Source organism: Kitasatospora sp. P5_F3, assembly GCF_054049135.1.
On record NZ_JBFUMY010000010.1, the window covers coordinates 250,836 to 276,221 of the forward strand.

The window sequence follows — 25,386 nt, forward strand, 5'->3', positions numbered from 1 at the left end:
CCGGTGCAGCCCGACGACTCCGCCCTGATCCCGCCGATCCTCCCGGACCGGCCGAGCCTGCTGCGCTGCCGCCGCTGCGGCCGTCCGCTGCACGACCCGGAGTCCCGGATCCGCCGGCTCGGCCCGGGCTGCCGGGGCCCCGAGGACGGCACGCACGTCCTCCCCGGCGAGCAGGACCCGCTGTTCTGAGAGTCACTCCCGGGCACGGGCGGCAGCGACCAGGCCGACCACTCCGACGGTGAGCACGGTGGCGATGAGGAACTTCCAAGTCTTCGTCATGCCATGCCAAACGCCCGCCCCCACCAGGGGAAACGTCCTTTCACCCGGGCGGCCGCTCGGTTCGTGCACCGTTCGGCGCGAGGGCCGGGCCGGCTCGGGAAGCGACGCCCGGGGGAGCGGTCGTACCGTGGACGGGGGCCCACCGAGAGGAGGCCGCGATGCCCGGTTCGATGGCCATCAGCCACACCGATGCGCTCGTGATGCTCAGCCACACCGATGCGGAACGGCTGGCGAGTGTCCTGCGGGAGATGTCCCGCCTGCTGGAGCAGCCGGGCGGGGACCGGCTGTCCGACGCCCAGGCCGAGGCACTGTGCGAGGGGAGGATGCGCCGGGACGAGCTGGCCGAGTGGTCGCGGAAGCTCTCCGGCTACCTGCGGGACCACCTCTGACCTGTCACTGACCCGCTGCCGGTCGGCTCGCCGGTTCGCTCGCTGGTTCGCCGCCCGCCGCGCCGACGGCCGGGGCGGCGCGACCGGTTGCGGGTGCAGGGGGCGCCGGGGCATCGCATGATGGGCGGTGACCGCAGGCGGAGCGCGAGGAATGAGGGCGCAGGGTGCTGGACGACGCCTCCTCGCGCCGCACCCAGGACCTGCTGCGGCAGTTGCTGGACGGTACCGAGGCGGGAGTGGTGGTCTTCGACCCCGAGCTCTGCTTCCAGTACGTCAACCCCACCCTGGCGCGGATGAACGGCCTGGCCGCGGCCGAGCACATCGGACGCCCCGTCAGGGAGGTGCTGCCCGCGCTCGACGCGCGGGAGGACATCCTGCGGCAGATCCTGGCGGACGGCATCCCCCGCGAGATCACCTCCAGCGGCCACACCCTGGCCGGCTCGGACCGGCAGCGCCGGTACTGGCACGCCGCCTACCACCGGATCGAGGAGGCCGGCCTGGTGATCGGCCTGGTGGGCATCCTGGTGGAGGTCACGGACGCCCAGGAGCAGCAGCGCAACCTGGAGCGAGCCCGGGCCCGGCTGGCCGTTCTCGACCAGGCGGCCACGGTCATCGGCACCACCCTCGACATGGACACCACCTGCCAGGAACTGGCGGCGTTCCTGGTCCCGGGGCTCGCGGACGCCGCGACCGTCGAGGTCTTCCCGCACGAGGCCGACCCCGGCGCCCGCCCCGTGCCCCCCGGCACCCTGCGGCTGCGCCGGGCCGGGATGGACGCCACCCCCGGACTGCTGGAGCGGGTCCGCAGCTTCGGTGCGCCCGGCGAGTACGTCGACTACCAGCCAGGGTCCTCGATCCAGCGGTGCCTGGAGTCGGGCCGTCCGATGGTCGACAACGTCTTCACCGACGCCGAACTCAGCCGGGCCGCCCCCACCCCCGACCGGGTCGACGCCTACCGGGCCGGCGGTCTGCACTCCGCGCTGGTGGTCCCGCTGTCCTGCCGTGACAAGCCGGTCGGCACCGTCACCCTGCTCCGGGCCGCCACCTCACCGGCCTTCGACGCCGACGACGTCACCACCGCGCAGGACCTGGCCCGCCGGGCCGCGATCGCCCTCGACAACGCCCGCCGCTACACCGCCGAGCACCACATCGCCCTGGAGCTCCAGCAGGCACTGCTCGCCGCACCGGGACGGCCGCACCCGGGCCTGGACATCGCCACCCGCTACCTGCCCTCGGGAGCCAGCGCACTGGTCGGCGGGGACTGGTTCGACGCGATCGCGCTGCCGCAGGGCAGGACCCTGCTGGTGATCGGCGACGTGATGGGCCACGGTGTGCAGGCCGCCGTGGACATGAGCCACTACAGCTCGATGCTCAAGGTGATCGCCCGTCAGCAACCGGCCCCGCACCTGATCCTGGACGCCCTCGACGCCCTGATGGCCGAGGCCGCCGCCGAACGCCCGGCAACCTGCCTGCTGGTCCTCGCCGACCCTGTCCGCGGCGAGTGCACCTACGCCAGCGCCGGTCACCTGCCACCCGCCGTCATCGAGGCCGACGGCAGCACCCGCCTGCTCCACCTGCCCACCGGTCCGCCACTGGGCGTCGGCCTCGGCGGGCACACCTCCCTCACGGTGCCCTGCGGGCCCGGCCGAACCCTGCTGCTCTACACCGACGGCCTGATCGAACGCCGGGGCGAGGACATCGACGTCTCGCTCGACCGCCTCACCACCCTCCGCGTCGTCCCCGGCACCACACTGACCGAGATCGTCGACCACACCCTGCACCGGCTCACCACCCCCGGCACCCCCACCGAGGACGACATCGCCATCCTGGCCGCCCGCTTCCGGCAGTCCCAGTGAGCTGCCGGCAACAGCGCAGTTGCTGAGAGGGCCTCGAGTCCTTCAGCGTGGCGCGTCGTCGTGGGCGAGTGCGTTCTCCCGCAGGTTCGGTTCCACCCGGAGTGTCCTGGTGAACCATTCGCCGTAGCGGCTTCCCAGGAAGGGTGCCGAGGCTCCGTGAAGGACGATGCTCAGGCCCACGGTCACGGCGATGACCTCGCTCAGCAAGGTCCCTCCGGGTAGGTGCTCTTCGAGGGCGAGCAGGCCGAACACGAGCGAGGCGAGCCCGCGTGGACCGAACCAGCCGATGTAGGCCACGGAGGCGGCTCGAAGACCGGTGCCGACCAGTGCGAGAGCGACCGGCAGCATCCGGAGGGCGGTGAGGCTGAGCAGCGCGTAGACGACGGTCCGCCAGGTCAGGTGCTGGAGTGTCGGTCCCAGGATGACCGCGCCGAAGACGAGGAAGCTCAGCGAGGCGAGCAGGAGTCCGAGCCGTTCGGTAAACCTTGTGTTCTGCGCGGGATCCGAGTCCTGTGCGGGGATGCCTCGGTCGGCGGGTGTGCGGCGCAGGTGGATGCCGAAGGCCAGGCCGGCGGCCCATGCGCCGATGAAGCCGCTCCCCTCGGCCGCGACACACAGCGCGTAGGCGATCGCCGGAACGGCGAGCGCCAGGAACTGCCGCCAGTCGGAGCTGCTCCATCCTCGGGCGAGCGACCAGCGCAGCAGGTGCGCCCCACTCCAGCCGGCCGCGAGTCCGATCGCGCTGCTCAGCAGCAGCGCACGCGCGAACGTCTCGGCCACGCCCGGATGGCCGTGGCCCTCGCCCGCCGCCGCGAGGGCCAGGACGAAGAACGGCAGCGCCAGACCGTCGTTCAGGCCGGATTCGACCGTCAGGCCGCCACGGACGAGCGGCGGAACCTTCTTGTTGGAGAAGGCCTGCTGCCCGAGCGCGGCGTCCGTCGGCGCAAGGATGACGGCGGCCAGGGCCAGCTCCCCCACGCTCAGGCCGGGCAGCAGGGGCCAGGCCACCAGCCACCCCAGCGCCATCGTGGCCGGCAGGCCCACCGCGAGCAGCCGTAGCGGCAGGAACTCCTCCCGGCGCAGGTCCCGGGCCCTGATCGTCGCCGCATCCGCGAACAGCAGGAGCACCAGCGCGCTCTCCAACAGCGTCCGGGTGACCTCGGGGTCCTTCGCCCGGTCCAACAGGTCCAGGCCCAGCGGACCGATCGCCAAACCGAACAGCATGAACACCAACGGCCCCGACAGCACCGTGGTCGACAGGCGCCGCGACAGCGCCCCGTAACCGACGACCACACCCCCGGCGACCACGACCGCCCAGCCGTTCATCCGTACTCCTGCCAGCGCCCCATGCACGCCTTCTCGCCTCACGCAGAGACACGAAGACTTACCCTACGTCGCCGCCGACCCGTGTTACGTGACCCTGCTTCCAACCCGCCCGGCCCGGTCGGCCCAATGAACGGCGACCCACGCCGAGCCGACCAGGGGGCGAGCTCTGGGGTCGGCCAAACGCCGGAGCGGTCGACTGGTGGGACTTCCTCCCAGCCGACGGGAGGTAAGGACGGGAAGGTCCAACTGGCGCTGGCGCCGAGCAGTAGCGACTCACATCGGGTCGGGTCGGATGAGTTCCATTGAATCCCTGCCGTCTGGCGAAGCGCCGAGGTAATTCCATCCTGAAACCGCAGTTCTTGGGATGGAATTACCTCAATGCTCACCCCCTTGCGAGGGCGAGGCGGGCGCGGCGCATCAATCCTGCAAGGATGTTCTGGTCGTTCCGGCGCACAGGGCCCAGATCACGAAGATGTCGATGGCGATCAGCACGAGGGCCCAGAACGGATAGTAGGGCAGCCACAGGAAGTTGGCGATCATGCTGAGTCCGGCGACGACGACACCGGCAATACGTGCCCAGACGGCGCCACTGAAGAGGGCCACACCGGTCAGAACGATCAGTACGCCCAGGATGAGGTGGATCCAGCCCCAGCCGGTGGTGTTCATCCGGAAGGCGTAGTTGCGGGTGACGACGAGCAGGTCGTCCTTGGCAATGGCGGCGATCCCCTCGAATATCGCCATGGTGCCGCCGAAGATCATCAGAACTGCGGCGAAGACGGTCCAGCCGGTGGCGAACGGCCTTCGGGAAGTAGGGGCACTCGACGGTGTGGCGCTGACGTTGCTGGCCATTGTTCGGGCTCCTTCGAGAACAACCGCGTCGCCGCATCGGGCGACCTGGTCGGAGGCTCCGTATCCAGGCTGCCACGGTGGAAGCCGGGCAGCACTTCCGGATGTCCCATTCCGCAGGCGACTCGGATCAGTGGCTCTGCAGTCGGGTTGCTTCGCCACCCGCACCGGGCCTGCCGGATGTCGACAGGACGGCCTACCTCCCGTCCACGTGGTCGGTGGGCCGGGGCGGCTCGACGGTCCGGCCGGTGGCGGCCAGCAGTGCGATCACAGCCAGGACGGCGAGGAGGATGAGCACCAGCAGCAGGACGGTCAGCACCGTCGGGTAGCTCCACAGCGCAAGAACCAACGCGAGCACGAGAAGCACGCCGAGGGTGATCCAGCGCCGGTAGGAGTCCGTCCAGGTGCCGACCCGTCCGGTGTGGACCCCGTGGGCACCGCCCCAGCGTGCGGCGGAGTCGGCCATCCGGTCCGCCCTCCCGTGCACAGCGCGCGGCAGGCGGCCGGAGCCGGACAGGTACGCACCGAGGGCCACCACCACGCCGAGGGCGATCACCGTGCGTGCGCTGACCCGCAGGAAGCGCAGCAGCGTGTCGAAGATCGCCGCAGCAGCCTCCGGCGACTGCACCTGCGCGGGCAGGTGGTCGAGGTAGTAGTGGCGTGCGACGACCAGCCCGACGACGAGGATCAGGCTCGCTCCGGCCGCGCCCAGGGCCGTGGTCACCAGCGCACGGCGGCGCCGACGGGCGAGCAGCACCCCGATCGCGCCCAGCACCACCGTGAGCACGGGCAGCCAGTTGCCGAGAACGTCGAGCGCGTGGGCCGCACCCCTGATCTTCTCCAGCTTGTCGGACTGGAAGAGCACCATCTGCTTGTTGACTGCGGGGATCTTCTCCGCCGGAGTGAGGCCGGCGTCCACGAGGTCCTGCTTGACCGTCTCCACGGCGGTGCCGACGTCCAGCGTGACGGTGCCGCCGCTGACCTCCACCGCGCCCCGGCCGTGGCCGGTGAGCGCGTGCACGACCGCGTTGTGCGCGGCGCGGTTGGCCTCGGTCCAGATGGTCTCGAACCTGTCGCTCTGCACGAAGCGGGTCGCAGCCTTCTCGACCGCACTGTCGACGGCCTCGTCCAGCTTCGGGCCCAACGCCTTGATCCCCGCCACCGCTCTTGGCGGCAGGCCCTGCGACTGCAGCCAGGCGGCCACGTCCGAGGTCACCTCGTTGCCGTTCACCCGGACGTCGACCGCCTTGGTGATGCGGTTCACCGCGGCCGCCTCGATCGCCGGATTCGACGCGAGGGGTTCGACGGTCGAGACGTACCTGTCGGTGTCGAGCACGATGTCGTGCACCCAGACGGTGATCAGGGACATCGGCACGAGGATGCAGGTCAGCGTGATCAGCACGGCCGACACGGTGCTCATCGCGATCCGACCGGTGCGTGAGGCAACCGTCCGGCTCTTCGCGGGTGGGACGGGTGGCGGTGTCTGATCGGGCGGCGGCGGTTGAGACGGGCTGCTCATGACACTCCAGGGGCGACTGCGGCCGGGCTGCCGCTCACCGTCCATTGGGACTCACCGCAACGGCCACCGCACGTTGGGCTACATCTCCCGAGCGACTCGCCTGGAGGCCCACCACCCGGTTCGCACGCCGTCCCGGACAGGGACAGGGCTGCCGTCAGTTCGTAGATCGCAACGGCATCGAGCGGGCGATCCACAGGGCCCAACCGGATACGACTGGACGAAGAACCATGCGCGACGGTGTCGAGCACGAGCTGTCAGGAGTTGTCCAGGCCCGCAGCCTTCAGTTCCGCAGGTCAGAGGCACTCCTACAGGTCTTAGTTCTGATCGAACATGCCTCTGACCTGCGGCAATGCAAGCTTCAAGGAAGATCATTTCACAACCGGTGCACACGCGGAGCCCTTGACGATGAGACGCAGCGAGAAGCACTGAACGGTGATGAGTACGCCGCCCGCGCCGTCCAGGTCGGCTACTACGCAGCGCCACCGACCTGGACGGCGCGAGGGCACTGCGGGGCTCCCAGGGCGGAGGCTACGCGGTCGGGCGGTAGGACCACGCGGGCGCGCCAGCGAGGGAGGGCGCTGACCGGACTCGACCCCTACACCCTGGTGGCCAGTGGCGTTTGTGCTGATCAGTGGGGGTGTGGGGGTGTTCACGAGTGGTGGTGACCAGGACCGCGAGGCACCGCCTGAAGATCACTTCCCGCTGGGCGGGTGATCGTTTCCCGAAACTGAGGCGCTGGAGGTTGGGACACCGGGCCAGACTGGCCCGGTGGGAACCCATCGGCCCCTGTCCCATCCCCGTCATCCCGGTGGTCGTCCACAGTCTTCGTGGGATCGACAGTCTCGGACTCGGAAACGATCTAACTGGTCGTCAATGCTTCTTCGTTGAGCCGGCGTTGGGCCGAGCGTCTGACAGTTGCTCACCCTGTCGTGTCGTACTACGACAGGGCCCACTTCTGGCTGTTGTTGCCGTTGCAGGTCCACAGGACCAGCTTGGTGCCGTTGGCGGTCCCGCCGCCGGTGGCGTCCAGGCAGAGGCCGCCGCCCACGTTGGTGATGGTGCCGTCCGCGTTGACGTTCCACTGCTGGTTGCTCTGGCCGTTGCAGTCCCAGATGACGACCCTGGTGCCGTTGGCCGTGCCGCCGTTGTAGGCGTCCAGGCACTTGTTGCCGTAGACCACGAGCTGCTTGCGGGAGGTGTTGTTCCACGACTGGTTCTCACCGCCGCTGCAGCCCCACAGCTGCGCGTCGGTGCCGCTGATGATGGTGTAGTTGTTGATGTCGAGGCAGCGGTTCGACTGCGCTCCGACCACCTGGGCGCCGTTCGCGCCGGGCAGCGGGCGGACCTCGATGGCGTCGAAGTCCGGTGTCCAGGCGGAGGAGTTGGAGAACGTCAGCGTGTTCGACGAGCCCTTGGCCAGGGAAGCCTCGACCGAGACGGTGCCCGGCGTGGTCCAGGAACCGGTCGGCGGGAAGGACACCGTGGTGGCCTGCTGTCCGTTGACCTGGAGGACGGCCGTACGGGCGGCGTTGGCGCCGTTGGTGTAGGCGATGTCGATGACCTTGGTGCCCGTGGCGTCGGCCGTGACGTTGTTGAAGCGGAGGGTGTTGGCGGCGCCGTTGCCGACGTTGCCCACCTTGGTGCCGCCGGAGCAGTTGGCGCAGGTGGCGTTGGCCGCGGAGCCGCCCTTGGTGTTGGCGGTGGCTTCGGCCTCGTAGGTGGAGCTCGCCGCCTCGGTGCCGCCGGTGACCGTGAGCATCACGGAGTCCTTGGCGGGGACGGAGACGGTGTAGCTGGTGCCGAAGCTGCCCACGTTGGAGCGCGTCCAGAGGTTGCGGACCGTGGCGGAGGCGGCGGTCAGGCCGAGGTCGGACCAGCGGACGGTCATGTTCTGCGCGCTGGAGGTGCGGTTGAGCAGGGTGACCGCCCGCTTGCCGGTTCCGGACAGGACCTTGCCGTAGACCTGCAGTCCGGTGGTGTCCTCGGCGACCTTGACGCCCTGGAGGCCGCGCGGGTCCTGGTCGACCGCGACGACCTCGGGGTTGGTGAGGATGTCACGTGTCTGCGTGCTCATCGTGGCCACGTTGTTGCCGGCCAGGAGCGGGGCGCCCGAGATGGCCCACAAGTTCATGTGGCTGCGGTTCTGGGCGGCGGTGAAGCCGTCCAGGCCGACCATGAGCATGTCCGGGTCGTTGTAGTAGCCGGTGTGCTGGGCCGAGGGGTGCACGTTCGTGTCGAAGTTGGCGAGCATGCTGTCCCACGACGGCGATTGGCCGTGGAAGATGATGTCGGTGTTGGTACGCCACAGGGCGGCCGTGCCGGCGCCCCAGTTCCAGGGGTTCTGCTTGCCCCAGTTGCAGACCGAGAGGGCCAGCGGGCGGCCCGTGGTGGCCGCCGCCTTCGCGGCCGCGTCGCTGATGGCTTGGTAGGTGGTCTTCGCGTCGAGGCCCTCGACGTCGCCGCCGCACCAGTCGACCTTGACGTAGTCGAAGCCCCACTTCGAGAACTGGAGCATGTCCTGCTCGTAGTGGCCCTCGCTGCCGCTGCCGGGCGCGGCCGGGCGGCCCGTCGGGTAGTAGTAGCCGCAGCCGTCCTTGCCGGCGTCGGTGTAGATGCCCGCCTTGAGGCCCTTGCTATGGATGTAGTCGGCGATGGCGTTCATGCCGCCGGGCCACTCGGACTCGTCGGTGGTGATGTTGCCCTGGCTGTCGCGGGTGCCCTGCCACCAGCCCTCGTCGAGGTTGATGTACTTGTACCCGGCGGCCGGCAGTCCGGCCGCGACGAACGCGTCGACCTGCGCCTTGATCACGTTGTAGTCGATGTTCGCGGCGAAGGTGTTCCACGAGGCCCAGCCCATCGGCGCCGACGGTACGGCGATCTGGTTGGACGTCACCGCGACCGTTTCGGTCCGGTCCAGTGCGGTGGCCGGCTGGTACTGGAGGCCGGCGAGAGCACCGGCAGCCATCGCGAGCACCGCGGTGCGGACGAGAACGGCTCGGCCCAGGCGTTTTGTTCGGGGGGCGAATTGCTGAAGCGGCATGAGAGTTCCTTCCGAAGGCACACGACCGAACACCGAAGGGCGGTCGAGATGTCGAGCAGTGCACGGCTTGCCGAGCCGGTCGAGCGCCTGATCGCTCGCTGTGACGCTCACCCGGTTCGGCGTACGTCGCTGCCCGCGAACGTCACGAACACTGGAGTCGGACCTGTGTCACGCCATCGGCTAGCGCTGCAGTGTCAGCACGCCCGGCCGGTACGGCAGGAGGCCGTAGTCCCCGCCGTCGGTGCCGGGGTCGCGCCCCTGGTAGAGGAACTGCAGATTGCAGGGGTCGATGGTCTTGGTCTGGTCGGGGTTGATGCGGACCAGATCGCCGTGGCTGATGTCGTTGGTCCAGGTGGCGCCGCTGTTGGCCTTGCCGGCGAAGGGGTTGGTCACGGTGTCGGCCTGCGGTGTCCAACTGCCGTCCAGGCTGGTGGCCGTGAACGAGCGGAAGTAGCGACCGTACCCTGTGTAGTTCTGGGCCTCGACGATCATGAGGTACCGGTTCTGACCCTGGACCTTGTAGACCTCCGGCGCCTCGAACAGGTTGAGCGGCGTGTCGCTCATGATCTTCGTGAAAGAACCGAAGGTGCCCGGGAAGTTGCCGATGGGCATGCCGGCGCGGTAGATGCCGCCTTCGTCGTCGGCGAAGAACATGTACATGTTCGTGTCGTCGCCGATGAGGGTCACGTCGAGGGGGCCCCCCTTCGGGAGGGTGCCCGTGAACAGCTCCTGCTGCGCGGACCAGCCGTTGGGGTTGGTGGGGTCGCTCGAGGTGCGGTAGGAGAAGCTGTAGGGCCAACCCCCGTTGTAGGCGAGCACCCAGAGGTTCTTCGGGGCGAAGTAGAACAGCGTCGGCGCGATGCCGTCGAAGGGGATCGTGTTCTGGGTGGCGGTGGCCATGTCGGACCAGTTCGTGAAGGGGCTGAAGCTCGTCAATCCCCAACGCCCGTCGTTACCGGCGAGGGTGTTGTGCGACGTGGCATAGACGATGTGCTTGCCGTTGTAGACGACGCTGGTGAAGTCCTTGAGCGCGGCCCACCCTGCCTTCGGCTGCGCCAGCGGGCCGGTCGAGGTCCAGCGGTAGGTCGACGGAAGAGCGCACGTGCCGGTGGCGACGTCGGCGACGGGGACGAGCTGCCACTGCTGGTTGCTGCCGCCCCAGTCGGCGTACTGGACGATCTTGCCGCCGTCGGCGGTGGAGGCGCTCTGGACCTCAAGTGCCTTGCTGCTGTGGCGGTTCAGGAGGCGGACGTAGCCGTCGGCGGAGTCGGCGAGGCGGAACTGCTGGTTGGTCGCGTTGAGGTCGCTCCACTGCACGACGTCGGCGCCGTCGGCCGAGGACCAGCCGTAGTCGTCCAGCACCTTGCCGGAGTTCCGGTTCTGCAGCCGGTAGTAGCCACTGCCGGAGTCCAGGAAGCGCCACTGCTGGGCTTCGTTGCTGGAGCGGGTCCACTGGACGACGGACGAACCGTCGGCGGTGGCGAAGTTGTAGTCGTCCAGCGCCTTTCCGCTGTTGCGGTTCACCAGCACGTACCACTTGCCGGTGTCGACCGAGGCCGCCGAGGCCGACGACGGGTTCACCATTGCCAGGAAGCCGGCCACGAAGACCATCGACAGCAGGGAGGCCATCCGCGGCCGCCATCCTCGCCGTGAGGTTCGTGGAGCTGTACCGAGAGCGTTCATCTGCACCCTCCTAGGGGCGACTTGGGCAGGGGCCGGTCCTTGTCGGTGCGTGCGGGTCGGGCACGACACGTCCGAGGCGGCGGCATGACGTGACCCCTGCGGGGTGGGGGCACCGGGTCTCCGGCGCGTTGTTAGCGCTAACAACTTGAAAGTCGAACATCCGGCGTGTGCAGGGAGAAAACCACGGGGCGCGAGAGGGCGTCAAGTACCGTGCCGCAACCTGGCCGTTACTGGCACGTCATCAGAATCCTGTCCTGTCAGAGTTGTTGACGAGACCGACGTGAGCGCTCACAGGCTTCGGCGGCCGGGGCGGGCAGAAGACTGACCGCGCAGCAGGCGGTCGCGGTGACAACGGTGCACGTGCACCAGCCGCTCGGACGGTGCACCTCCCCCCGCGCACGGCAGATCAGCTGTGGCCAGTGACGGCGGACTCCCACGGATCCGGCAGCACAGCACGGACGTGGGGGTAGCCCGTCTGGCCCACACGCGGCTCCCGCGGGCGCCGGATGACTGGCGCACCGCAGGAGACAGCGCCGATCGCTGCGCCCCGCCCCGAACACGTCCGTGGGTGCCACCTGCACCACCGGCGCCGACGGTGTCTGCACCGCGACCGTCCCGCTGGGGGAGCTACTACTGACAGGAGACCGAAGCACCGGACCGCTGGGAGCACTCCCGGGTTCACCCCGAAGGGACCAGGCCGGCGTTTCCCAACGGCCGTGAAGCCAACGGCCCGAGCCGACCCTCCGTCAGTAGCCGACGTGGAAGGTGGCGTCGGCCTTGTCCGTGGTGGTGGAGATCGGGTCGATGCGCAGGACGTAGCCGGTGTGCCGGATGTAGCGCGTCGGGAAGTTGTGCGAACTGAACGACGACCAGGCGGAGTCGGCCAGTCCGGCGGTCCGGTGGAACGTGGCGTCCGCGGCGAAGATCGCGGTGCCGTCGTTCTCTTCCAGCCGCAGTTCGTAGTTGTAGTGCCGCAGGTAGCGGGTCGGGAAGTTCACCGACTGGAAGGACACACCCGCGCTGTCGGCCAGGCCGGGCACGAGCTTCCACTGCGAGTCGGTGTACGGGTCGAACGGGTAGACATCGATCCGGCCGACGGAGTTGGCATGACGGACGTAACGGTCGGGGTAGTTGTAGGACTTCAGCCGGTTCCAGGCGGGGCTGCCCCACTTCGCCACGAGGTTGTCGTACTCGGTCGTGGTGATCGTCGCGATGGTGCAGTGCTTGGAGTTGAGCGGCTGGGTGTAGAGGCGCTGGTCGAGCGGGATCCAGGAGCCGGCGGCAAGGTCGTTGCTCTGCCAGGCGTAGAAGACGCCGTTCGGCGTGTAGGAGTCGCCCCACAGGTACCAGGATCCGGAGGACAGGGACTTCACCAGGGTCGGCGCCTCGGTGCCGCCGTGGGCGACCGCCGTGCTGAAGGGCGTGAAGCTGCCCGGATTGAGGGTGGTCGACCGCGCGCCGACCAGGGTCTCATCCCTCTTGTGGTAAAGGTAGTTGACGCCGTTGACGCCCACGGCCAGAGTGCCGTCAATGATGTCGTACCCGGGATCGAAGAAAACCTGTGGGGACGACACCGTCTGGAAATCGGTGGTGTAGTTCACCATGATCACGCCGTGGCCGCTGGCGTTGCCGGACGAGTAGATGATCCCGTACTGGCCCCGGCCGGCGTCCCAGAACGTCTCGGGCGCCCAGCTGTGGGTGACCATGTCGTGCAGCTTGAGGCGTCGGTAGCCGGTGAGGCTGCGCAGGTCCGCGGAGTCCCAGACGTGGATGTACTGACTGTTGTAGCCCCAGTCGGTGCCCTTGAGGTCGGTGGCGAGTACGACGAAGGTGCCGTCCTGCTTGCGCATGATGAACGGATCACGCAGGCCGCCCGCACCCGCGGTCGGGGTCACCACGGGGTTGTTCTGGTTGAGCGGCATCCAGCGCAGGCCGTCGGTGCTGACGGCCAGGTGCAGGCCGTAGTTGGCGTCCAGCATGGTCGCGGACTCGGTGAAGTAGCCCATGACGTAGGCCGCGTCGGCAGCGTAGGCGGGCCGCGCGCCCAGGGCCAGCGTGCCGCTCAGGGCCAGCGGGACGGTGGCGGCCATGCCGAGGAACAGTCGGCGCGACGGGTGGGGGCCGGGGCCGGTTGTTGCGTTCATTTGCGCTCCAGGGTGCGTGAGGGGTGGGCGGCCGTTCTCGGCAGTCACGGCATGCACCGTCGCAGTGCTGGGCGGGGCGCCCCGGACCACGGGATGCAACGGGTCCCGCGGGTTGTCGCGGACGTTGCGTCCCGGGGCGGGAGGTTGCTGCCAGTTCCGTGGAGCCCAGCCCAGCGGGGGTGCGGAGACGGTGGAAGCGGGACTGAATGTTAGCGTTAACAATCCAGTCGGCGAGGTCATGCGTTAGATGAAGGCGGCTCGGTGGCCATCACTATGGGTCAGCCCGAGTAGCGCGTCAAGGTCACGCGCAAGGTCGTCCCGCTGCCTGGCCGGGAATCGCAGCCCGACCCGATCCGTCGTCCCGGACGGGCAAGCCCGGCGCGGGCAAGACCCGGGCCGCCCACCTGGTCCACCGAAGCGTGAACCGGCCGGTGCACCTGGGCCGGCGACGACTTCAAGGTCCTGCACCCGGACTATCTCCAGCTGCTGCGCACCGACCCGCGCCGCGCCTCGGAGCCGATCCGCGCCGACTACCGGGCCTGGCAGGCCGAGGCTACGTCCGCGAGCGCCGCGGGAACCCCGTCATCGAGACCACCCCCGCCGACCCCGCGAAGTTCGCCGCCGAGGCGCACAAGTTCCGGCGGGCCGGCTACCGGGTGGAGCTGCTGGTCCTGGCCGTACGCGCCGCCGACTCCCGCCAGGGAACCGCCCACCGCTACGCCCGGGTGACCCGGCTCGGCGTACCCGGCCGGTTCACCACCGCCGGCGGCCACGACGCGCACTACCGGGTGCTGCCCGACGTCGTCGCGGCCGCCGAGGAGCTGGCGGCGGTCGACCAGGTCACCGTGATGCGGCGCGACACCAGCGCGCTCCACAGCAGCCGACGCACCAGCAGCGGGCGCCGGCCCGGACACCGTGCTGCGGCGCTGGCTCTGCTCGCGGAGCGGGCCCGTCCCTACACCGAGGAGGAGGCCGCCAGGTTCTGGGCCGTCCAGCGGGAGCTGCACGCCGCGATGCCGCAGTACCGCGACGACCTGGTCGCCATCGGCGCGCTGGCCCTCCCGCTCATGCCCGCCACCCTGCGGCCGCGCCCGCTGGACGCCCCCGCTGCGGTGGCCGCGCTGCCCGTCCCCGCCCGGTGAAGGCGCCCTACGGTTCGGGCCGAAGCCGGTGGCCGGGATGCCCGCCCAGGTCGTCAGACCACGTACGGAACTCGGTGGGCCGCACGGCGCGGCCGGGCCGAGAACGCCGTCAGCACTGCGCGCGTGCCTGCTTGACACCCGGTTCCGCGCTGTGGAGGTCGAAGCTGACGCTGAAGGTCTCCCGGGCGGTGTGGAGCGTGTCCGCGAGCGGCTGGTACTTCTTGTCCTGCAGCGCGGCCACCCGGGCCACCTCCGCCGCCGCGCCCAGCCGGCCGACCGCCACGTCCCAGGACTGATCCGACGAACCGCTGGCCGGCTGCTCGGGCATCCGCTCGGGCAGCATCCGCACCATCATGCACGCCAACTCGCCGTCGGTCAGGGCCTGATCGCCATCCGACCCACCCGAACTGCAGCCGGCAACGGCCACCAGCGCTGCGATGACTGGGACCAGACGTCTCATCATGGCCATTCCCTCCCCCGGTACTCCACGCCTGGACCAGCTTAGGGACGCACCCTCCCGCCAACAAGGCTCCCGTGACGGTCCATCAGCCCTGCGCCCGCTCAACCTCAGGCTGAGCGCGCTCATGGAACAGGCCAGAGGGCCCGGGAGTCGCCCTTCATCTCCGTCGCGGAGGGCGACTTGAGGGTGGGCTTCAGCCGCTCGCTGCCAGCTCGGCTTGGTCGAACCGGTAGCTCCAGGCGTCGAGAAGGGCGCGGTCCTGGTCGGTGCCAGGACTGGTTAGTGGTGGCCGGGCGGGCGTGCTCGGGCGAGGCCGGCCAGTTCCCGCCGGCGCAGGCGCGGCAGCGGATGTGCCGGCCCGCCAGATGTGGCACCGTCCATGGCTCCGGGCCTGACGGGGCGTGCCGGTAGGGTTCCGTGACCAGTGCCCCGCCCGGGGCGTCGCCGACTCGCGCCGAGCAACCCGGGGACCTGTTCGGGTTGACCGGTTCGGCGGTGGCAAGCCGGCGACCAGCGGTCGGGTTGCGAGGGTCAGGTGTCCGCGGCCGGCGATTGTCCGGTTGGGCGGCCTTCGCGGAGTTGTTCGTTGATGCGCAGAGCTTCTTCGAGTTGGTCTTCGAGGATGATGATGCGGCAGGCGGCGTCGACGGCGGTGCCTTGGTCGACGAGGTCGCGGGCGCGCATCGCGATGCGTAGTTGGTAGCGGGAGAAGCGGCGGTGGCCGCCGTCGGAACGCAGAGGGGTGATGAGGCCGTGCTCACCTAGGGTGCGCAGGAAGCCCGCGGTGGTGCCGGTCATCTCGGCGGCGCGGCCCATGGTGTAGGCAGGGTAGTCGTCGTCGTCGAAGTTGCTGACGGTGTCGGGAGTGCTGGGGGTGTGGGGCCGGTTGGTGGTCGTGACCACTGCACCTCTTTCTCTTACCTGGGGTGGAACGCGTGGAGGGGCCCCGGCGCCATTGCGGCKCCGGGGCCCCGAAGGGGAACAACACCATCTACCGGCCTGGGCCGGTCCTCTGTTTCCGCTTGGCCCCGGGGGATGGGGCGTGCGGGGATCGCGTATGCGTGACCGGAAACCACCGTCCTTCGTAGCTGGGGGGTCTGCGGTGTCCGCCCGGACGAGACTGCTCAACCTCACGGGCCGGGCGATCCTGATGGCGCTTGCGCCCTCCGTTCTTCCTCTGCGTCACTGACAGCCTGCGAACTGCTGGTACTGCGTACTGCCTGGTTGAACACGGGTACTGCTCGGTGCTGCGAACTGCTTGTCCTGCCGTGGTGGCCGTACCGGCCCACCGTCTGGTCCGGCAGCCAGCCCCGTCGCCCGTCCTGCTCGGCCGCTCGGCCGCTCGGCTTGGAACCCCACTGCCCCGGACCTTCCCAGCACGCGCGCCCGCAGTCCGGCGCCTTTGCTGAGACCTTGCGTACCGCAACCACTGGTGACTGCGAATCGACTTCACCTGCCACATACCGCGGTACCGCTGGTTGGTGGCCCCTGACACTGCGGGCCACCTGGTACGGCCGCCAGTCCCGTCGCCGTCCTGCAACCTGCCCTGGCTCCGCGACTCCGTTGCCGTACCTGGTTCTGCGTCACTGCCGCACGCCCACCTGCCCGGCGTGCACCTGGCTACTGCCGCACTGCTATCCCTAATCACTGCGGTACCGCCGACTGGTAACCCCTGATCACTGCGGGCCACCCGGCCCGGTCGCCGGTCCTGTCGCCGTCCTGCACCAACCCTGGCTTCAGAACCCCACAACCGTGCCGATCTGCGACTTCCAGTACTGCTCCCGCCAGTTCGTGTCTGGCGGGCCCCGCTGACTGCTGGCTACGAGAGAAACACTAACCACGCCCCGCAGCAATGTCTACTCTGGCCAGCACAGAGTTTGCGGTGTTCGAAGGGTAGGTAGTCTTCCGTCCCGGCGCGGGCCGGGGCACACTGCGCATGACCAGGGGCAACGCGCAGAAGGGTGAACGCTGACGGAACCCGGGACAGGTCGACGGCTCGCACGCCCGTGCCCCATCCGCAGTCCTCTCCACTGGCCGCCTCGCCGAAGCCGCCCCGAAACTGTCCCGCCCCGTCAGGAGGGGTCTGCAAAAAGAACGGCTCTGGCTCACATCCGGCGGTGACGCAGTGTGCCTGCGATGACAACGGGTAGTTCCTGCAGCTCACTCCCACAGGGATGTCCCATGTGGGAGTGAGGAGACTGCGCAGCAAACTGGCCTCCATCCAAGAGTCGCGCCAGTCGGAGGGCCGGAGTTTCGCACCTAGCGACGTCCCCCACCGGCCGCGCTGTCGCGGGGGCATCTACGAACACCCCAACACCGCGACACCAGAGGTGCGATGACGCTGCGTCACCACCACATGTATGACAGAGCCGTTCAATGGACAGACCCCGGTTTTCGGGGTGACCTCGCAAGTCGCCCTGAACATCTGGAGCTTCGATTCCGAGTCTGCGCTATTGGGGGATGGTGACCAGGATGCGGCCGTGGCCACCGCCGGCGTCGACGTGGTCGTGGGCCTTGGCGATGTCGTCCAGTGGGTGCCGGTCGCCGACGGCGACGGTGAGGGCGCCGACGGCGGCTGCGGAGGTGAGGTCGCGGGCGGCCTGGCGCTTGGCCTCGGCGGGGAAGTCGTCGCTGCCGAGCAGCCGCAGGGTGACGTTGTTGAACAGCAGCGGCCAGAAGGGGATCTCGGTGCGGTCCGTGCGGGTGGCGTAGGCGGCGATGACGGCGTTGTTGCCGGCGACGGCGTTGTCGAGGTCGGCGTTGTCGGACAGCGCGACTTCGATGATCCGGTCGACGCCCCGCGGCGCGTACGAGTGGATGGCCGCGGCGGGGTCTCCGGTGTCCAGGGCGATGGCGTGGGAGACGATGGCCGGGTCGACGCGGTCGAGGTCCGTGGCGCGGCGGACGGTGGCGATCACGGTGGCGCCGGCCCAGTGGGCGAGCTGGGCGGCCAGGGAACCGACGCCGCCGAGGACTCCGTGGACCAGGACCAGTTGGCCGTCGACCGGGCCGTCGGCGAAGACGGTGCGGTGGGCGGTGATGCCGGGGATGCCGAGGCTCGCGCCCAGCTCGTCACTCAGATGATCTGGCAGAGGTACGGTCTGGTGTTCCGGTACGACGGTGTACTGGGCGGCCGTGCCGAAGGGGCGGTAGGACTGCGCGCCGTATACCCAGACCCGCTGTCCGACGCGGCGGGCGTCGACTTGGGCGCCCACGGCGTCGATGACTCCGGCGGCGTCGCTGTGCGGGATCACCCGCGGGAAGGGCATGGACGAGCCGAGCCAGCCGCGCCGTTTCTTGGTGTCGCCGGGGTTGACGCCCGAGACGGTGACGCGGACGCGGACCTCGCCGGGGCCGGGGACGGGATCAGGTAGTTCGCCGACGTGCAGGACATCGGTGGCGGGGCCCTGGTCGTCGTACCAGGAAGCAAGCATGGGGGTACCTCCAAGGGCAGTCAGCTCGCGGGAGCGGTGGGTGCATGCGGATCGCCGTCGGTGCATGCGGTGTCGAATGCGGGCGGTTCCTCCCCGAGGGTCTCGCGCAGCCAGGTCCGTTCCGCGCGGCTGGTGGCGCGGGCGGTGAGCAGCATGCCCCGCCGGTAGGGGTCGGTGATCTCCTCGGCACGCAGGGGCCGCTCGTTGTCGTAGAAGAAGCTCGCCGGCTCTTCCAGGAACTCCAGCCGCCTGCGCAGCACCGCGTGCTGTTCGGCCACGTCGGGCAGGTGGGCGAGGAAGGCCAGGACGATGTAGAACCGGGTGAAGTCGGTGATCTCGTGGTCGGCGGGCTTGCGCAGGCGCTGAAGCATGTCGGCCCGGCCGGCCGCGGTCAGGCTGAGCACGTACCGGGCCGCCCCCGCGGCCGGGTCGGCGTGCCGCTCGATCAAGCCCGCCTTGGTCAGGCGGTTGATCGCCGGATACAGGCTGCCGTCACTGACCGGCCGCGTATAGCCGGTCAGTTGTGAGATGCGGCGGCGCAGGTCGTGTCCGGGCAGGGGCCCCTCGGCGAGGAAGCCGAGTATCGCGAGTTCCAGCATGCCTCCATCTTCGCACGCCTACATCGAAGCGATGTGAACATCGATTCGATGTTACGCTCGGAGGTACCCACCCAAACGTCTCTGGAGAGGCACAGCAAGATGCCGTCGCAGTCCACCGAGTCAGTGATGAACCGCTTCGTCGAGTTCATCAACACGAGCAACGAGGACCTCGCCCGCGAGGTCATTTCTCCGGACGCGGTGTTCCACGCGCCCAGCCACCCGGAACCACTGCGGGGGCCCGATGGGTACTTGGAAGTCATCGGGATGATGCGCAGCGCCTTCCCGGACGTCCAGTGGACGCTGGAGGAGACGGTCACCGAAGGCAACACCGTGGCCGCGCGGTTCACCATGCGGGGAACCCACGACGGTGACTTCTTCGGGATCCCGGCGAGCGGCAACAAGATCTCGGTGCAGGCCATGAACTTCTACTACCTGGCCGACGGCCGGATCGTCGGCGAACGCGGCCAGCCCGACCTCCTCGGGGTGATGCAGCAGATCGGTGCCCTCCCGGCGCCGTGAACCACGTAACGAACTGGCGACCGGCCCGGTGAGCGTGGTCAAGCACGACCAGGCCGGCAAGGCCCTGGCCGGCGCGGTGTTCCAGCTGTGGCGCGAGAGCAACGGCACCCCCGGCCTCCAGACCGGCGGCAGCCGCGCCGACACCCTGGCGCCCACCCCCTGCACCACGGACGCGCAGGGGCGCTGCGCCTACCAGGGCCTCTTGCTGGGCTCCTACTACTTCCTACTCCAAGGAGATCGCGGCGTCGAAGGGCTGTCTGCTGCCCTCGGGCCCGGTCAACGGCCCCCACCTGCTCACTGCGGCGAACGACGGCAGGCCGCCTGGCCCTGCGCAGCCGACGCCGCAGCAACAGCCCATGACCGGATAGCTATACGAGAACAGGGCCGTCGCGGTGGCGGCGGCCGCCGTCTGTCTATTCCTGTGCTTCCTGTGCGGCTTCAGCCGCTCGGCCACCGCGGGGCGGTGTGCGGTCGGACGCATGTGATGGTTCGCGTCGTCGAGGTGGAAAGGGAGCCCGGGCGTGTCACCGGGCCACGGGGTCACGGGTCACCGGCTCCGGTGAGACGGTACGACCGCGTCTCGGCAAAAACGATTGAGACAGCGGCAACCTTTCCGCTCTGAGTGGCCACTTAGGGGTGTACCGACGAGGGCGAGCCGTGGTCAGCGGCGCTACGCCATCGATGTCAACACCCGATCGGAGCCCCACGTGTCACCAGACGACCCGCGATCCGCTGAGCAGCCGATGCTGTGCGGTCGCACGCCCCGCCGTAGCCGGATACTCCGGCATTTTGCCGTGGGGGCGGTGGCGGTACTCACCGCCTCGGCCGGTGTCGGTGCCCTGGCGCCCAGCGCGGGCGCCGAGCCGACCGTCCGCATCAGTGTGGATGCCGGCACCTCCTTGGGCACGGTGCCCAACAGTGGCGTCGGCCTCAACACGGGCTTCGGCGACGAGCACATGGGGGACGCCCAGGTGACATCGCTGATGAAGGCAGCGGGAGTTCGGCAGCTGCGCTATCCCGGCGGCTCCGGCGCGGACGACTACCACTGGAAGACCCACACCTCCGGCGACGGCAGCGGCTGGATCCCCTCCAACACCAACTTCGACCGCTTCATGGCCACCGCGAAGACGGTCGGCGCCCAGCCGATCCTGACCGCGAACTACGGTTCCGGCACCGTCCAGGAGGCCGCCGACTGGGTCAAGTACTCCAATGTCGACAAGGGTTACGGCGTTAAGTACTGGGAGATCGGCAACGAGGTCTACGGCAACGGGCACTACGGCAACGGCAAGGGCTGGGAAAGGGACGATCACGCCGACAAGAGCCCGAGGGAGTACGGGAAGAACCTGGTCGCCTACTCGAAGGCGATGAAGGCCGTGGACCCGACGGTGAAGATCGGAGCGGTGCTCACCACCCCCGGCGGCTGGCCGGACAAGGAGAAGGCTCCCGGTGACACCGCCGACTGGAACAACACGGTGCTCTCCATCGCGGGAAGCTCGATCGACTTCGTCATCGTCCACTGGTATCCGGGCGGCACCACCACGGCCGACCTGCTGAACACCCCCTCCCGGATCGCCGCTACCACGTCCGAGCTGCGCTCGCTGATCGCCAAGTACACGGGCTCGCGCGCCGCTTCGGTGGAGATCGCGGTCACCGAGACCGACAGCGTCGGCTCGCCCGCCTTGACCAGCCAGGCCTCGGCCCTGTTCGCGCCGGACACCTACATGACCTGGTTCGAGCAGGGTGCCACCCACGTGGACTGGTGGAACCTGCACAACGGCACGGACCAAGCACCCACCACCGTCCACGGCCAGACCGACTACCAGGACGGGGGCATTCTCTCCGCTGGAACCTGCGCCGGGGGGAAGTGCCAACCGCCGCGCGACACAACCTTCCCCACCTACTGGGGCATCCGCTCGCTGACCGCACTGGCGCAGCCTGGCGACACCATCGTCAAGTCGTCCTCGGGCAACTCGTCGGTCACCGTGCACGCGGTGCGGAGCGGCAACGGCGGTCTGAACGTCATGCTGACCAACAAGAGCCCGGAGAACGCGGCGGAGGTGTCGCTCTCGTACGCCGGATTCACCCCGGCCGCAGGGGCGGTCACGACCGTTTCGTTCGCCACGGGAGGCACCGCCCTGACGACGGCGGAGCGGGGCACGGCGGTTGCGCAGACGCTGCCGCCGTACTCGATCACGACTCTTCAGCTGAAGCCCGCGTCGAAGACTGCCGGCGCTGACAAGCCGTCGCCCGTCCCCACGCCGACCGCCGTCACGCCGACCGCCACCACCCCGGTTGTCTCCGCCTCCGGCACGACCGGCAGCCGTGCGCAGGCGGAGAAGGGCGTACCCGTCGGCCACCCGAGCCCGAGCCCGAGCAGCACGTCCGGCGGCCTGGCTTCCACCGGGATGAGCGATGCTGTCACGTACAGCGCCGTCGGTGGCCTGTTGGCCATCGCTGCCGGAAGTGTCCTGGTGCTTCGCGGACGTCGCCGCAGGGCTTTGCACGGGAAGTGAGACCGCGTGAGTGACTGACGGCCCGGCAGCAACGCCACCCACCCGTGGCGTGCGCGCCGGGCCGTCGGCGTCGGCGTCGGCAGTCAGGAAACAACAAGGCCCGGGTCGTTGACCTGGACCTGGCGTTCCGGGCCGCTGTGGAACTACCGCGCGAGGACTTCGCGATGAACCACAACCAGGTCGTCCGGGCCGGCATGGCCGCCATCGGCACCAGGCTCCGCGTCGGGACCGACCTCCAGGCCGGCCAGGGCGAACAGCTTCTGCCGCTCACCTGACGGCGCAGACGGATCGGCCCCCTGCCTCACTCGGGAAGCAGGGGGCCGAGCCGTCTGTGGCCTGTGCCGAGGTTCTCGTGGTAGAGGTTGGCGGTCACGGTGGCCAGGGCGTCGAGCCTGTCCTGCGGCAAGGTGGTGTTCTGCTTCGACTCCCTTAGCCGGCGGCGGAGTTGGACGATCTCCTCATCCCGGCGGACTTCACCCGGGGTTCGCAGGACGGGCCTGCCCTGTGTTGGTTCAGCTCTTGCCGGTCAGGCGCCAGACCTGGTTCTTCTTGGTGGCCAGAGCACTCGCGGAGTCACAGGTCCACTGGTGGACCAGCGCTCCGACGGTGGTGGAGATCCCGCTGACGTCCACGCACTTGCCGCTGTGCACCGCGACGAGCTGGTAGTCGTTGGCGGCGACCTGCCGCAGCGTGAACTGCTGGTTCGTGCCGCCGTGGCAGGTCCACTGGTGGACCGCCGCGTCGTCGGCGGTGGAGAAGCTGCTGATGTCGAGGCACTTGCCGCTGTAGTGGTTCACCAGGAAGTAGGTGTCCGCCACCCCTGGCACCGGGCGGAAGTCGAACCGCTGATCCGCACCGGCGCCGCAGGTGTACTGCCGGTACTGAGTGCCGTCGGCGGTGCTCTGGTTGGGGTCGTCCAGGCAGTACCCGCTGTGCTGGGCGACGGCGGTTGACGAGAAGGTGGGCTGGCCGGCGGTGAACTGCCACCAGTTCATATTGAACAGGTACCCGCTGCCACCGGCGAAGCTCAGGTACAGATCGTGGGTCCCGGTCGCACCGGTAACAGGGCACGAGACCGTGCTCCAGGTCTGCCAGCCTCCGGTGCCCGACACCGTGCAGGTCCCGACCGTTGGCCCGGTAGGACTGTCCAGGTGCAGCTCAACTCGGCCGCCGCTGGTGCCCGAGGCCACCCTGGTGGTGAACGAGCCGGCACCGGCGCCGAATGCCACGCCCTTGACCTTGACGTAATCGCCGTTCTCAATCCAGCTGACGTTCATCCCGCCCTCGCTGGAGGGTTCGGTTTCGACGCCGCTGCCCCACGCGATGGTCTCGGCTTCCTGGCGGACATAAGGATCGAGCGTGCCGACCTGCGGCGCCCCGGCCGTCGTCATATTGAACGTCGGAATGGTGCCGTCGGCGTTGTAGCTGAACTTCTCCACCGCAACCGACCGGGTGAAGCCACCACCGCCCGGCAGAGCGCCGTTGTGGTAGAAGAAGTACGAGCCGCCGTTGAAATCGATGACGCCGGCGTGGTTGGTGAAGCTGTTGCCCTCCGAGGGCATGATGGTGCCGCGATACGTCCACGGTCCGGTCGGGCCGGGCGAGGTGGAGTAGGCGATGAACTCGGAGCAGCATTTCGCCGCGTACACCATGTAGTACAGCCCGTTGCGCTTGTAGAACCACGGGCCTTCCTCGTACAGGGTGGGCCGGTTCGCATCTCCCGTACGGGTGCCGAACCCCGCGGTGGTCAGCGGTATCTGCGTCGGGCTGCCGGAGTACGAGATCATGTCGGCGTTGAGCCGCACGTACCAAAGATTCGGGTTGCCGTAATACAGGTAGGCCTGCCCGTCGTCGTCGATGAAGACGGTCGGATCGATCTCACTGTTCTCCACCAGCGGGTGGCCGAGGGCGTCCCGGAACGGGCCGGTGGGGCTGTCCGACACCGCCACGCCGATGGCGAATTGGCCGGTCGCCCGGACCGACACCGGCACGTACCAGTAGAACTTGCCGCCCCGTTCGACGGCCTGGCCCGCCCACGCGTTGGCGCCCGCCCAGCTGAAGGTGTTCAGGCTGAGCGGTGAGCCGTGGTCGGTCCAGTTGACCATGTCGGCGGAGGACCACACCCGCCAGTCCTTCATCACGAAGGAGGTGGAGCCGTCCTCGTCGTGCCCGGTGTACAGGTAGACCCGGCCGTTGTAGACCAGCGGTGCCGGGTCGGCGGTGTAAATGTGTTGCACGATCGGATTGTCTGCCCGGGCCGTGGCCGGAAAGAACGCCGTCATACAGAGAAGGCCTACCACCAAGGCGAGGACGCGTTTCGACGACCACCGAAGTGTGAATTTCACTGGTTGATTCCCTTGTTCGGGTGGGATATGAAGGGATGCCGTCGGCGGGGACCGCCGGCAGCCGGACCTTTAGCGCTGCAGCGTCAGCAGGCCCGGCCGGTACGGCAGGAGGCCGTATTCCATCCCGTCGGTGCCGGGGTCGCGCCCCTGGTAGAGGAACTGCAGATTGCAGGGGTCGATGGTCTTGGTCTGGTCGGGGTTGGTGCGGACCAGATCGCCGTGGCTGATGTCGTTGGTCCAGGTCGCGCCGCTGTTGGCCTTGCCGGCGAAGGGGTTGCTCTGGGTGTCGGCCTGCGGTGTCCACGTGCCGTCCAGGCTGGTGGCCGTGAACGAGCGGAAGAAGCGGCCGCGCCAGTCCTGCGCCTCGACGATCATGAGGTACTGGTTCTGGCCCTGGACCTTGTAGACCTCGATCGCCTCGAACAGGTTGGCCGGCGTGTCGCTCATGATCTTCGTGGACGACGAACCGAAGCTGCCCGGGAAGTTGCCGATGGGCATGCTGGCGCGGTAGATGCCGCCGCGGTCGTCGGCGAAGAACAGGTACATGTTCTTGTCGTCGGCGATGAGGGTCTGGTCGATGGGGGCCGCAGGGTCGGGGAGGGTGCCCGAGAACAGCTGCTGCTGCGCGGACCAGCCGTTGGGGTTGGTGGGGTCGCTCGAGGTGCGATAGGAGAACGGGTCCGGCCAACCGCCCCACTGGTAGGCGAGCACCCAGATGTTCTTCGGGGCGAAGTAGAACAGCGTCGGCGCGATGGCGTCGAAGGGCATTCTGTTCTGGGTGGCCGACGCCATGTCGGACCAGTTCGTGAAGGGGCTGAAGACCGTCGATTCCCAGCGCCCCTCCTCACCGGCGAGGGTGTTGTGCGTCGTGGCATAGACGACGTGCTTGCCGTTGTGGACGACGTTGGTGAAGTCCTTGAGCGAGGCCCACCCCGCGCTCGGGGTTGCCAGCGGGCCGGTCGATGTCCAGCGGTACGTCGACGGCAGCGCGCAGACGCCCCCGTCCACCTTGACGAGTTGCCACTGCTGGTTGGTGCCGCCCCAGTCGCTATACTGCACCACGTTGGCGCCGTCGTTGGTGGCTGCGTTCTGGACCTCGACCGCCTTGTTGCTGTTGCGGTTGATCAGCCGGACGTAGCCGCCGTCGGAGTCGGCGAGCCGGAACTGCTGGTTGGTGCCGCCGTGGTCGGTCCACTGGTGGATGGCGGCGCCGTCGGCTGTGGACCAGCTGGACACGTCGATCATCTTGCCCGAGTGGCGTGCCTTGAGCCGGTAGTAGCCGCTGCCGGAGT

Annotated in this window: 19 protein-coding genes and 1 pseudogene; 8 read left to right on the forward strand and 12 right to left on the reverse strand. The window is 69.0% G+C overall.

Features of this window, described 5'->3' with window-relative positions; all coding sequences use genetic code 11:
• The first annotated feature begins 3 nt into the window (after nt 1-3).
• The 3 genes from ACXJMZ_RS09295 to ACXJMZ_RS09305 all read left to right on the forward strand — a co-directional run bounded on the left by ACXJMZ_RS09295 (nt 4) and on the right by ACXJMZ_RS09305 (nt 2,524).
• On the forward strand, nt 4-189 hold the full coding sequence (locus ACXJMZ_RS09295; RefSeq protein ID WP_457029502.1) for a DUF6011 domain-containing protein: 186 nt from the start codon (nt 4-6) through the stop codon (nt 187-189).
• Between the two features lie 248 nt (nt 190-437).
• A complete protein-coding gene (locus tag ACXJMZ_RS09300) occupies nt 438-668 on the forward strand; it encodes a hypothetical protein (protein WP_457029503.1) in 231 nt (76 codons plus the stop codon).
• A gap of 164 nt (nt 669-832) precedes the next feature.
• Nucleotides 833-2,524, forward strand: a complete 1,692-nt coding sequence (locus ACXJMZ_RS09305) for a SpoIIE family protein phosphatase (RefSeq protein WP_457029504.1) — start codon at nt 833-835, stop codon at nt 2,522-2,524.
• A 42-nt stretch (nt 2,525-2,566) separates the two neighbouring features.
• On the opposite strand, the gene ACXJMZ_RS09310 is transcribed toward ACXJMZ_RS09305, so the two are convergent.
• From ACXJMZ_RS09310 to ACXJMZ_RS09335, 6 genes are all read right to left on the reverse strand, one after another.
• Nucleotides 2,567-3,850, reverse strand: a complete 1,284-nt coding sequence (locus ACXJMZ_RS09310; protein WP_457029505.1) for a cation:proton antiporter — start codon at nt 3,848-3,850, stop codon at nt 2,567-2,569.
• Nucleotides 3,851-4,267: 417 nt separating this feature from the next.
• Nucleotides 4,268-4,699, reverse strand: a complete 432-nt coding sequence (locus ACXJMZ_RS09315; RefSeq protein WP_457029506.1) for a DUF7144 family membrane protein — start codon at nt 4,697-4,699, stop codon at nt 4,268-4,270.
• 193 nt (nt 4,700-4,892) lie between these two features.
• A complete protein-coding gene (locus ACXJMZ_RS09320) occupies nt 4,893-6,116 on the reverse strand; it encodes a hypothetical protein (RefSeq protein ID WP_457029507.1) in 1,224 nt (407 codons plus the stop codon).
• A 1,036-nt stretch (nt 6,117-7,152) separates the two neighbouring features.
• Nucleotides 7,153-9,255, reverse strand: coding sequence for a ricin-type beta-trefoil lectin domain protein (locus ACXJMZ_RS09325; RefSeq protein ID WP_457029508.1), 2,103 nt, complete (start codon nt 9,253-9,255; stop codon nt 7,153-7,155).
• 180 nt (nt 9,256-9,435) lie between these two features.
• Nucleotides 9,436-10,884, reverse strand: coding sequence for a non-reducing end alpha-L-arabinofuranosidase family hydrolase (locus ACXJMZ_RS09330; RefSeq protein WP_457029509.1), 1,449 nt, complete (start codon nt 10,882-10,884; stop codon nt 9,436-9,438).
• Between the two features lie 800 nt (nt 10,885-11,684).
• Nucleotides 11,685-13,082 carry a glycoside hydrolase family 43 protein gene (locus ACXJMZ_RS09335; RefSeq protein ID WP_457029510.1) on the reverse strand — a complete coding sequence of 466 codons (1,398 nt, stop codon included), beginning with the start codon at nt 13,080-13,082 and terminating at the stop codon, nt 11,685-11,687.
• Nucleotides 13,083-13,417: 335 nt separating this feature from the next.
• On the opposite strand from ACXJMZ_RS09335, the gene ACXJMZ_RS09340 reads away from it, so the two are divergent.
• Nucleotides 13,418-14,224, forward strand: coding sequence for a zeta toxin family protein (locus tag ACXJMZ_RS09340; protein ID WP_457029523.1), 807 nt, complete (start codon nt 13,418-13,420; stop codon nt 14,222-14,224).
• A gap of 109 nt (nt 14,225-14,333) precedes the next feature.
• On the opposite strand, the gene ACXJMZ_RS09345 is transcribed toward ACXJMZ_RS09340, so the two are convergent.
• The 4 genes from ACXJMZ_RS09345 to ACXJMZ_RS09360 form a co-directional block, all read right to left on the reverse strand.
• Entirely contained in the window at nt 14,334-14,687 is a 354-nt protein-coding gene (locus tag ACXJMZ_RS09345) for a hypothetical protein (protein ID WP_457029511.1), read from the reverse strand.
• Between the two features lie 528 nt (nt 14,688-15,215).
• Nucleotides 15,216-15,500, reverse strand: a complete 285-nt coding sequence (locus tag ACXJMZ_RS09350) for a helix-turn-helix domain-containing protein (protein WP_457029524.1) — start codon at nt 15,498-15,500, stop codon at nt 15,216-15,218.
• A 1,634-nt stretch (nt 15,501-17,134) separates the two neighbouring features.
• Nucleotides 17,135-18,118, reverse strand: a complete 984-nt coding sequence (locus ACXJMZ_RS09355; RefSeq protein ID WP_457029512.1) for an NADPH:quinone reductase — start codon at nt 18,116-18,118, stop codon at nt 17,135-17,137.
• A gap of 20 nt (nt 18,119-18,138) precedes the next feature.
• The gene (locus tag ACXJMZ_RS09360) at nt 18,139-18,717 is read right to left on the reverse strand and encodes a PadR family transcriptional regulator (RefSeq protein ID WP_457029513.1); all 579 of its coding nucleotides are present in this window, start codon (nt 18,715-18,717) and stop codon (nt 18,139-18,141) included.
• A 126-nt stretch (nt 18,718-18,843) separates the two neighbouring features.
• Here ACXJMZ_RS09360 and ACXJMZ_RS09365 point away from each other — a divergent pair, with 126 nt between their 5' ends.
• The 4 genes and pseudogenes from ACXJMZ_RS09365 to ACXJMZ_RS09380 form a co-directional block, all read left to right on the forward strand.
• Complete coding sequence (locus ACXJMZ_RS09365; RefSeq protein ID WP_457029514.1) at nt 18,844-19,236, forward strand: ester cyclase; 393 nt, start codon at nt 18,844-18,846, stop codon at nt 19,234-19,236.
• 34 nt (nt 19,237-19,270) lie between these two features.
• The gene (locus ACXJMZ_RS09370; RefSeq protein WP_457029525.1) at nt 19,271-19,858 is read left to right on the forward strand and encodes a prealbumin-like fold domain-containing protein; all 588 of its coding nucleotides are present in this window, start codon (nt 19,271-19,273) and stop codon (nt 19,856-19,858) included.
• Between the two features lie 181 nt (nt 19,859-20,039).
• A complete protein-coding gene (locus ACXJMZ_RS09375) occupies nt 20,040-21,749 on the forward strand; it encodes an LPXTG cell wall anchor domain-containing protein (RefSeq protein WP_457029515.1) in 1,710 nt (569 codons plus the stop codon).
• Nucleotides 21,750-21,850: 101 nt separating this feature from the next.
• Nucleotides 21,851-22,024, forward strand: a pseudogene (locus ACXJMZ_RS09380) (YceI family protein); the annotation flags it as partial.
• A gap of 237 nt (nt 22,025-22,261) precedes the next feature.
• On the opposite strand, the gene ACXJMZ_RS09385 reads toward ACXJMZ_RS09380, so the two are convergent.
• Entirely contained in the window at nt 22,262-23,986 is a 1,725-nt protein-coding gene (locus ACXJMZ_RS09385) for a family 43 glycosylhydrolase (RefSeq protein WP_457029516.1), read from the reverse strand.
• 177 nt (nt 23,987-24,163) lie between these two features.
• Nucleotides 24,164-25,386, reverse strand: a 1,223-nt coding sequence (locus tag ACXJMZ_RS09390; RefSeq protein WP_457029517.1) for a non-reducing end alpha-L-arabinofuranosidase family hydrolase, incomplete at its 5' end; no start/stop codon positions are given.

Coding starts and splice junctions, on each gene's coding strand:
- ACXJMZ_RS09300 (WP_457029503.1), top strand. CDS start 438: ATGCCCGGTTCGATGGCCATCAGCCACACCGATGCGCTCGTGATGCTC.
- ACXJMZ_RS09310 (WP_457029505.1), bottom strand. CDS start 3,850: ATGAACGGCTGGGCGGTCGTGGTCGCCGGGGGTGTGGTCGTCGGTTAC.
- ACXJMZ_RS09315 (WP_457029506.1), bottom strand. CDS start 4,699: ATGGCCAGCAACGTCAGCGCCACACCGTCGAGTGCCCCTACTTCCCGA.
- ACXJMZ_RS09320 (WP_457029507.1), bottom strand. CDS start 6,116: ATGAGCACCGTGTCGGCCGTGCTGATCACGCTGACCTGCATCCTCGTG.
- ACXJMZ_RS09325 (WP_457029508.1), bottom strand. CDS start 9,255: ATGCCGCTTCAGCAATTCGCCCCCCGAACAAAACGCCTGGGCCGAGCC.
- ACXJMZ_RS09330 (WP_457029509.1), bottom strand. CDS start 10,884: ATGGCCTCCCTGCTGTCGATGGTCTTCGTGGCCGGCTTCCTGGCAATG.
- ACXJMZ_RS09335 (WP_457029510.1), bottom strand. CDS start 13,082: ATGAACGCAACAACCGGCCCCGGCCCCCACCCGTCGCGCCGACTGTTC.
- ACXJMZ_RS09345 (WP_457029511.1), bottom strand. CDS start 14,687: ATGATGAGACGTCTGGTCCCAGTCATCGCAGCGCTGGTGGCCGTTGCC.
- ACXJMZ_RS09350 (WP_457029524.1), bottom strand. CDS start 15,500: ATGGGCCGCGCCGCCGAGATGACCGGCACCACCGCGGGCTTCCTGCGC.
- ACXJMZ_RS09355 (WP_457029512.1), bottom strand. CDS start 18,118: ATGCTTGCTTCCTGGTACGACGACCAGGGCCCCGCCACCGATGTCCTG.
- ACXJMZ_RS09360 (WP_457029513.1), bottom strand. CDS start 18,717: ATGCTGGAACTCGCGATACTCGGCTTCCTCGCCGAGGGGCCCCTGCCC.
- ACXJMZ_RS09365 (WP_457029514.1), top strand. CDS start 18,844: ATGAACCGCTTCGTCGAGTTCATCAACACGAGCAACGAGGACCTCGCC.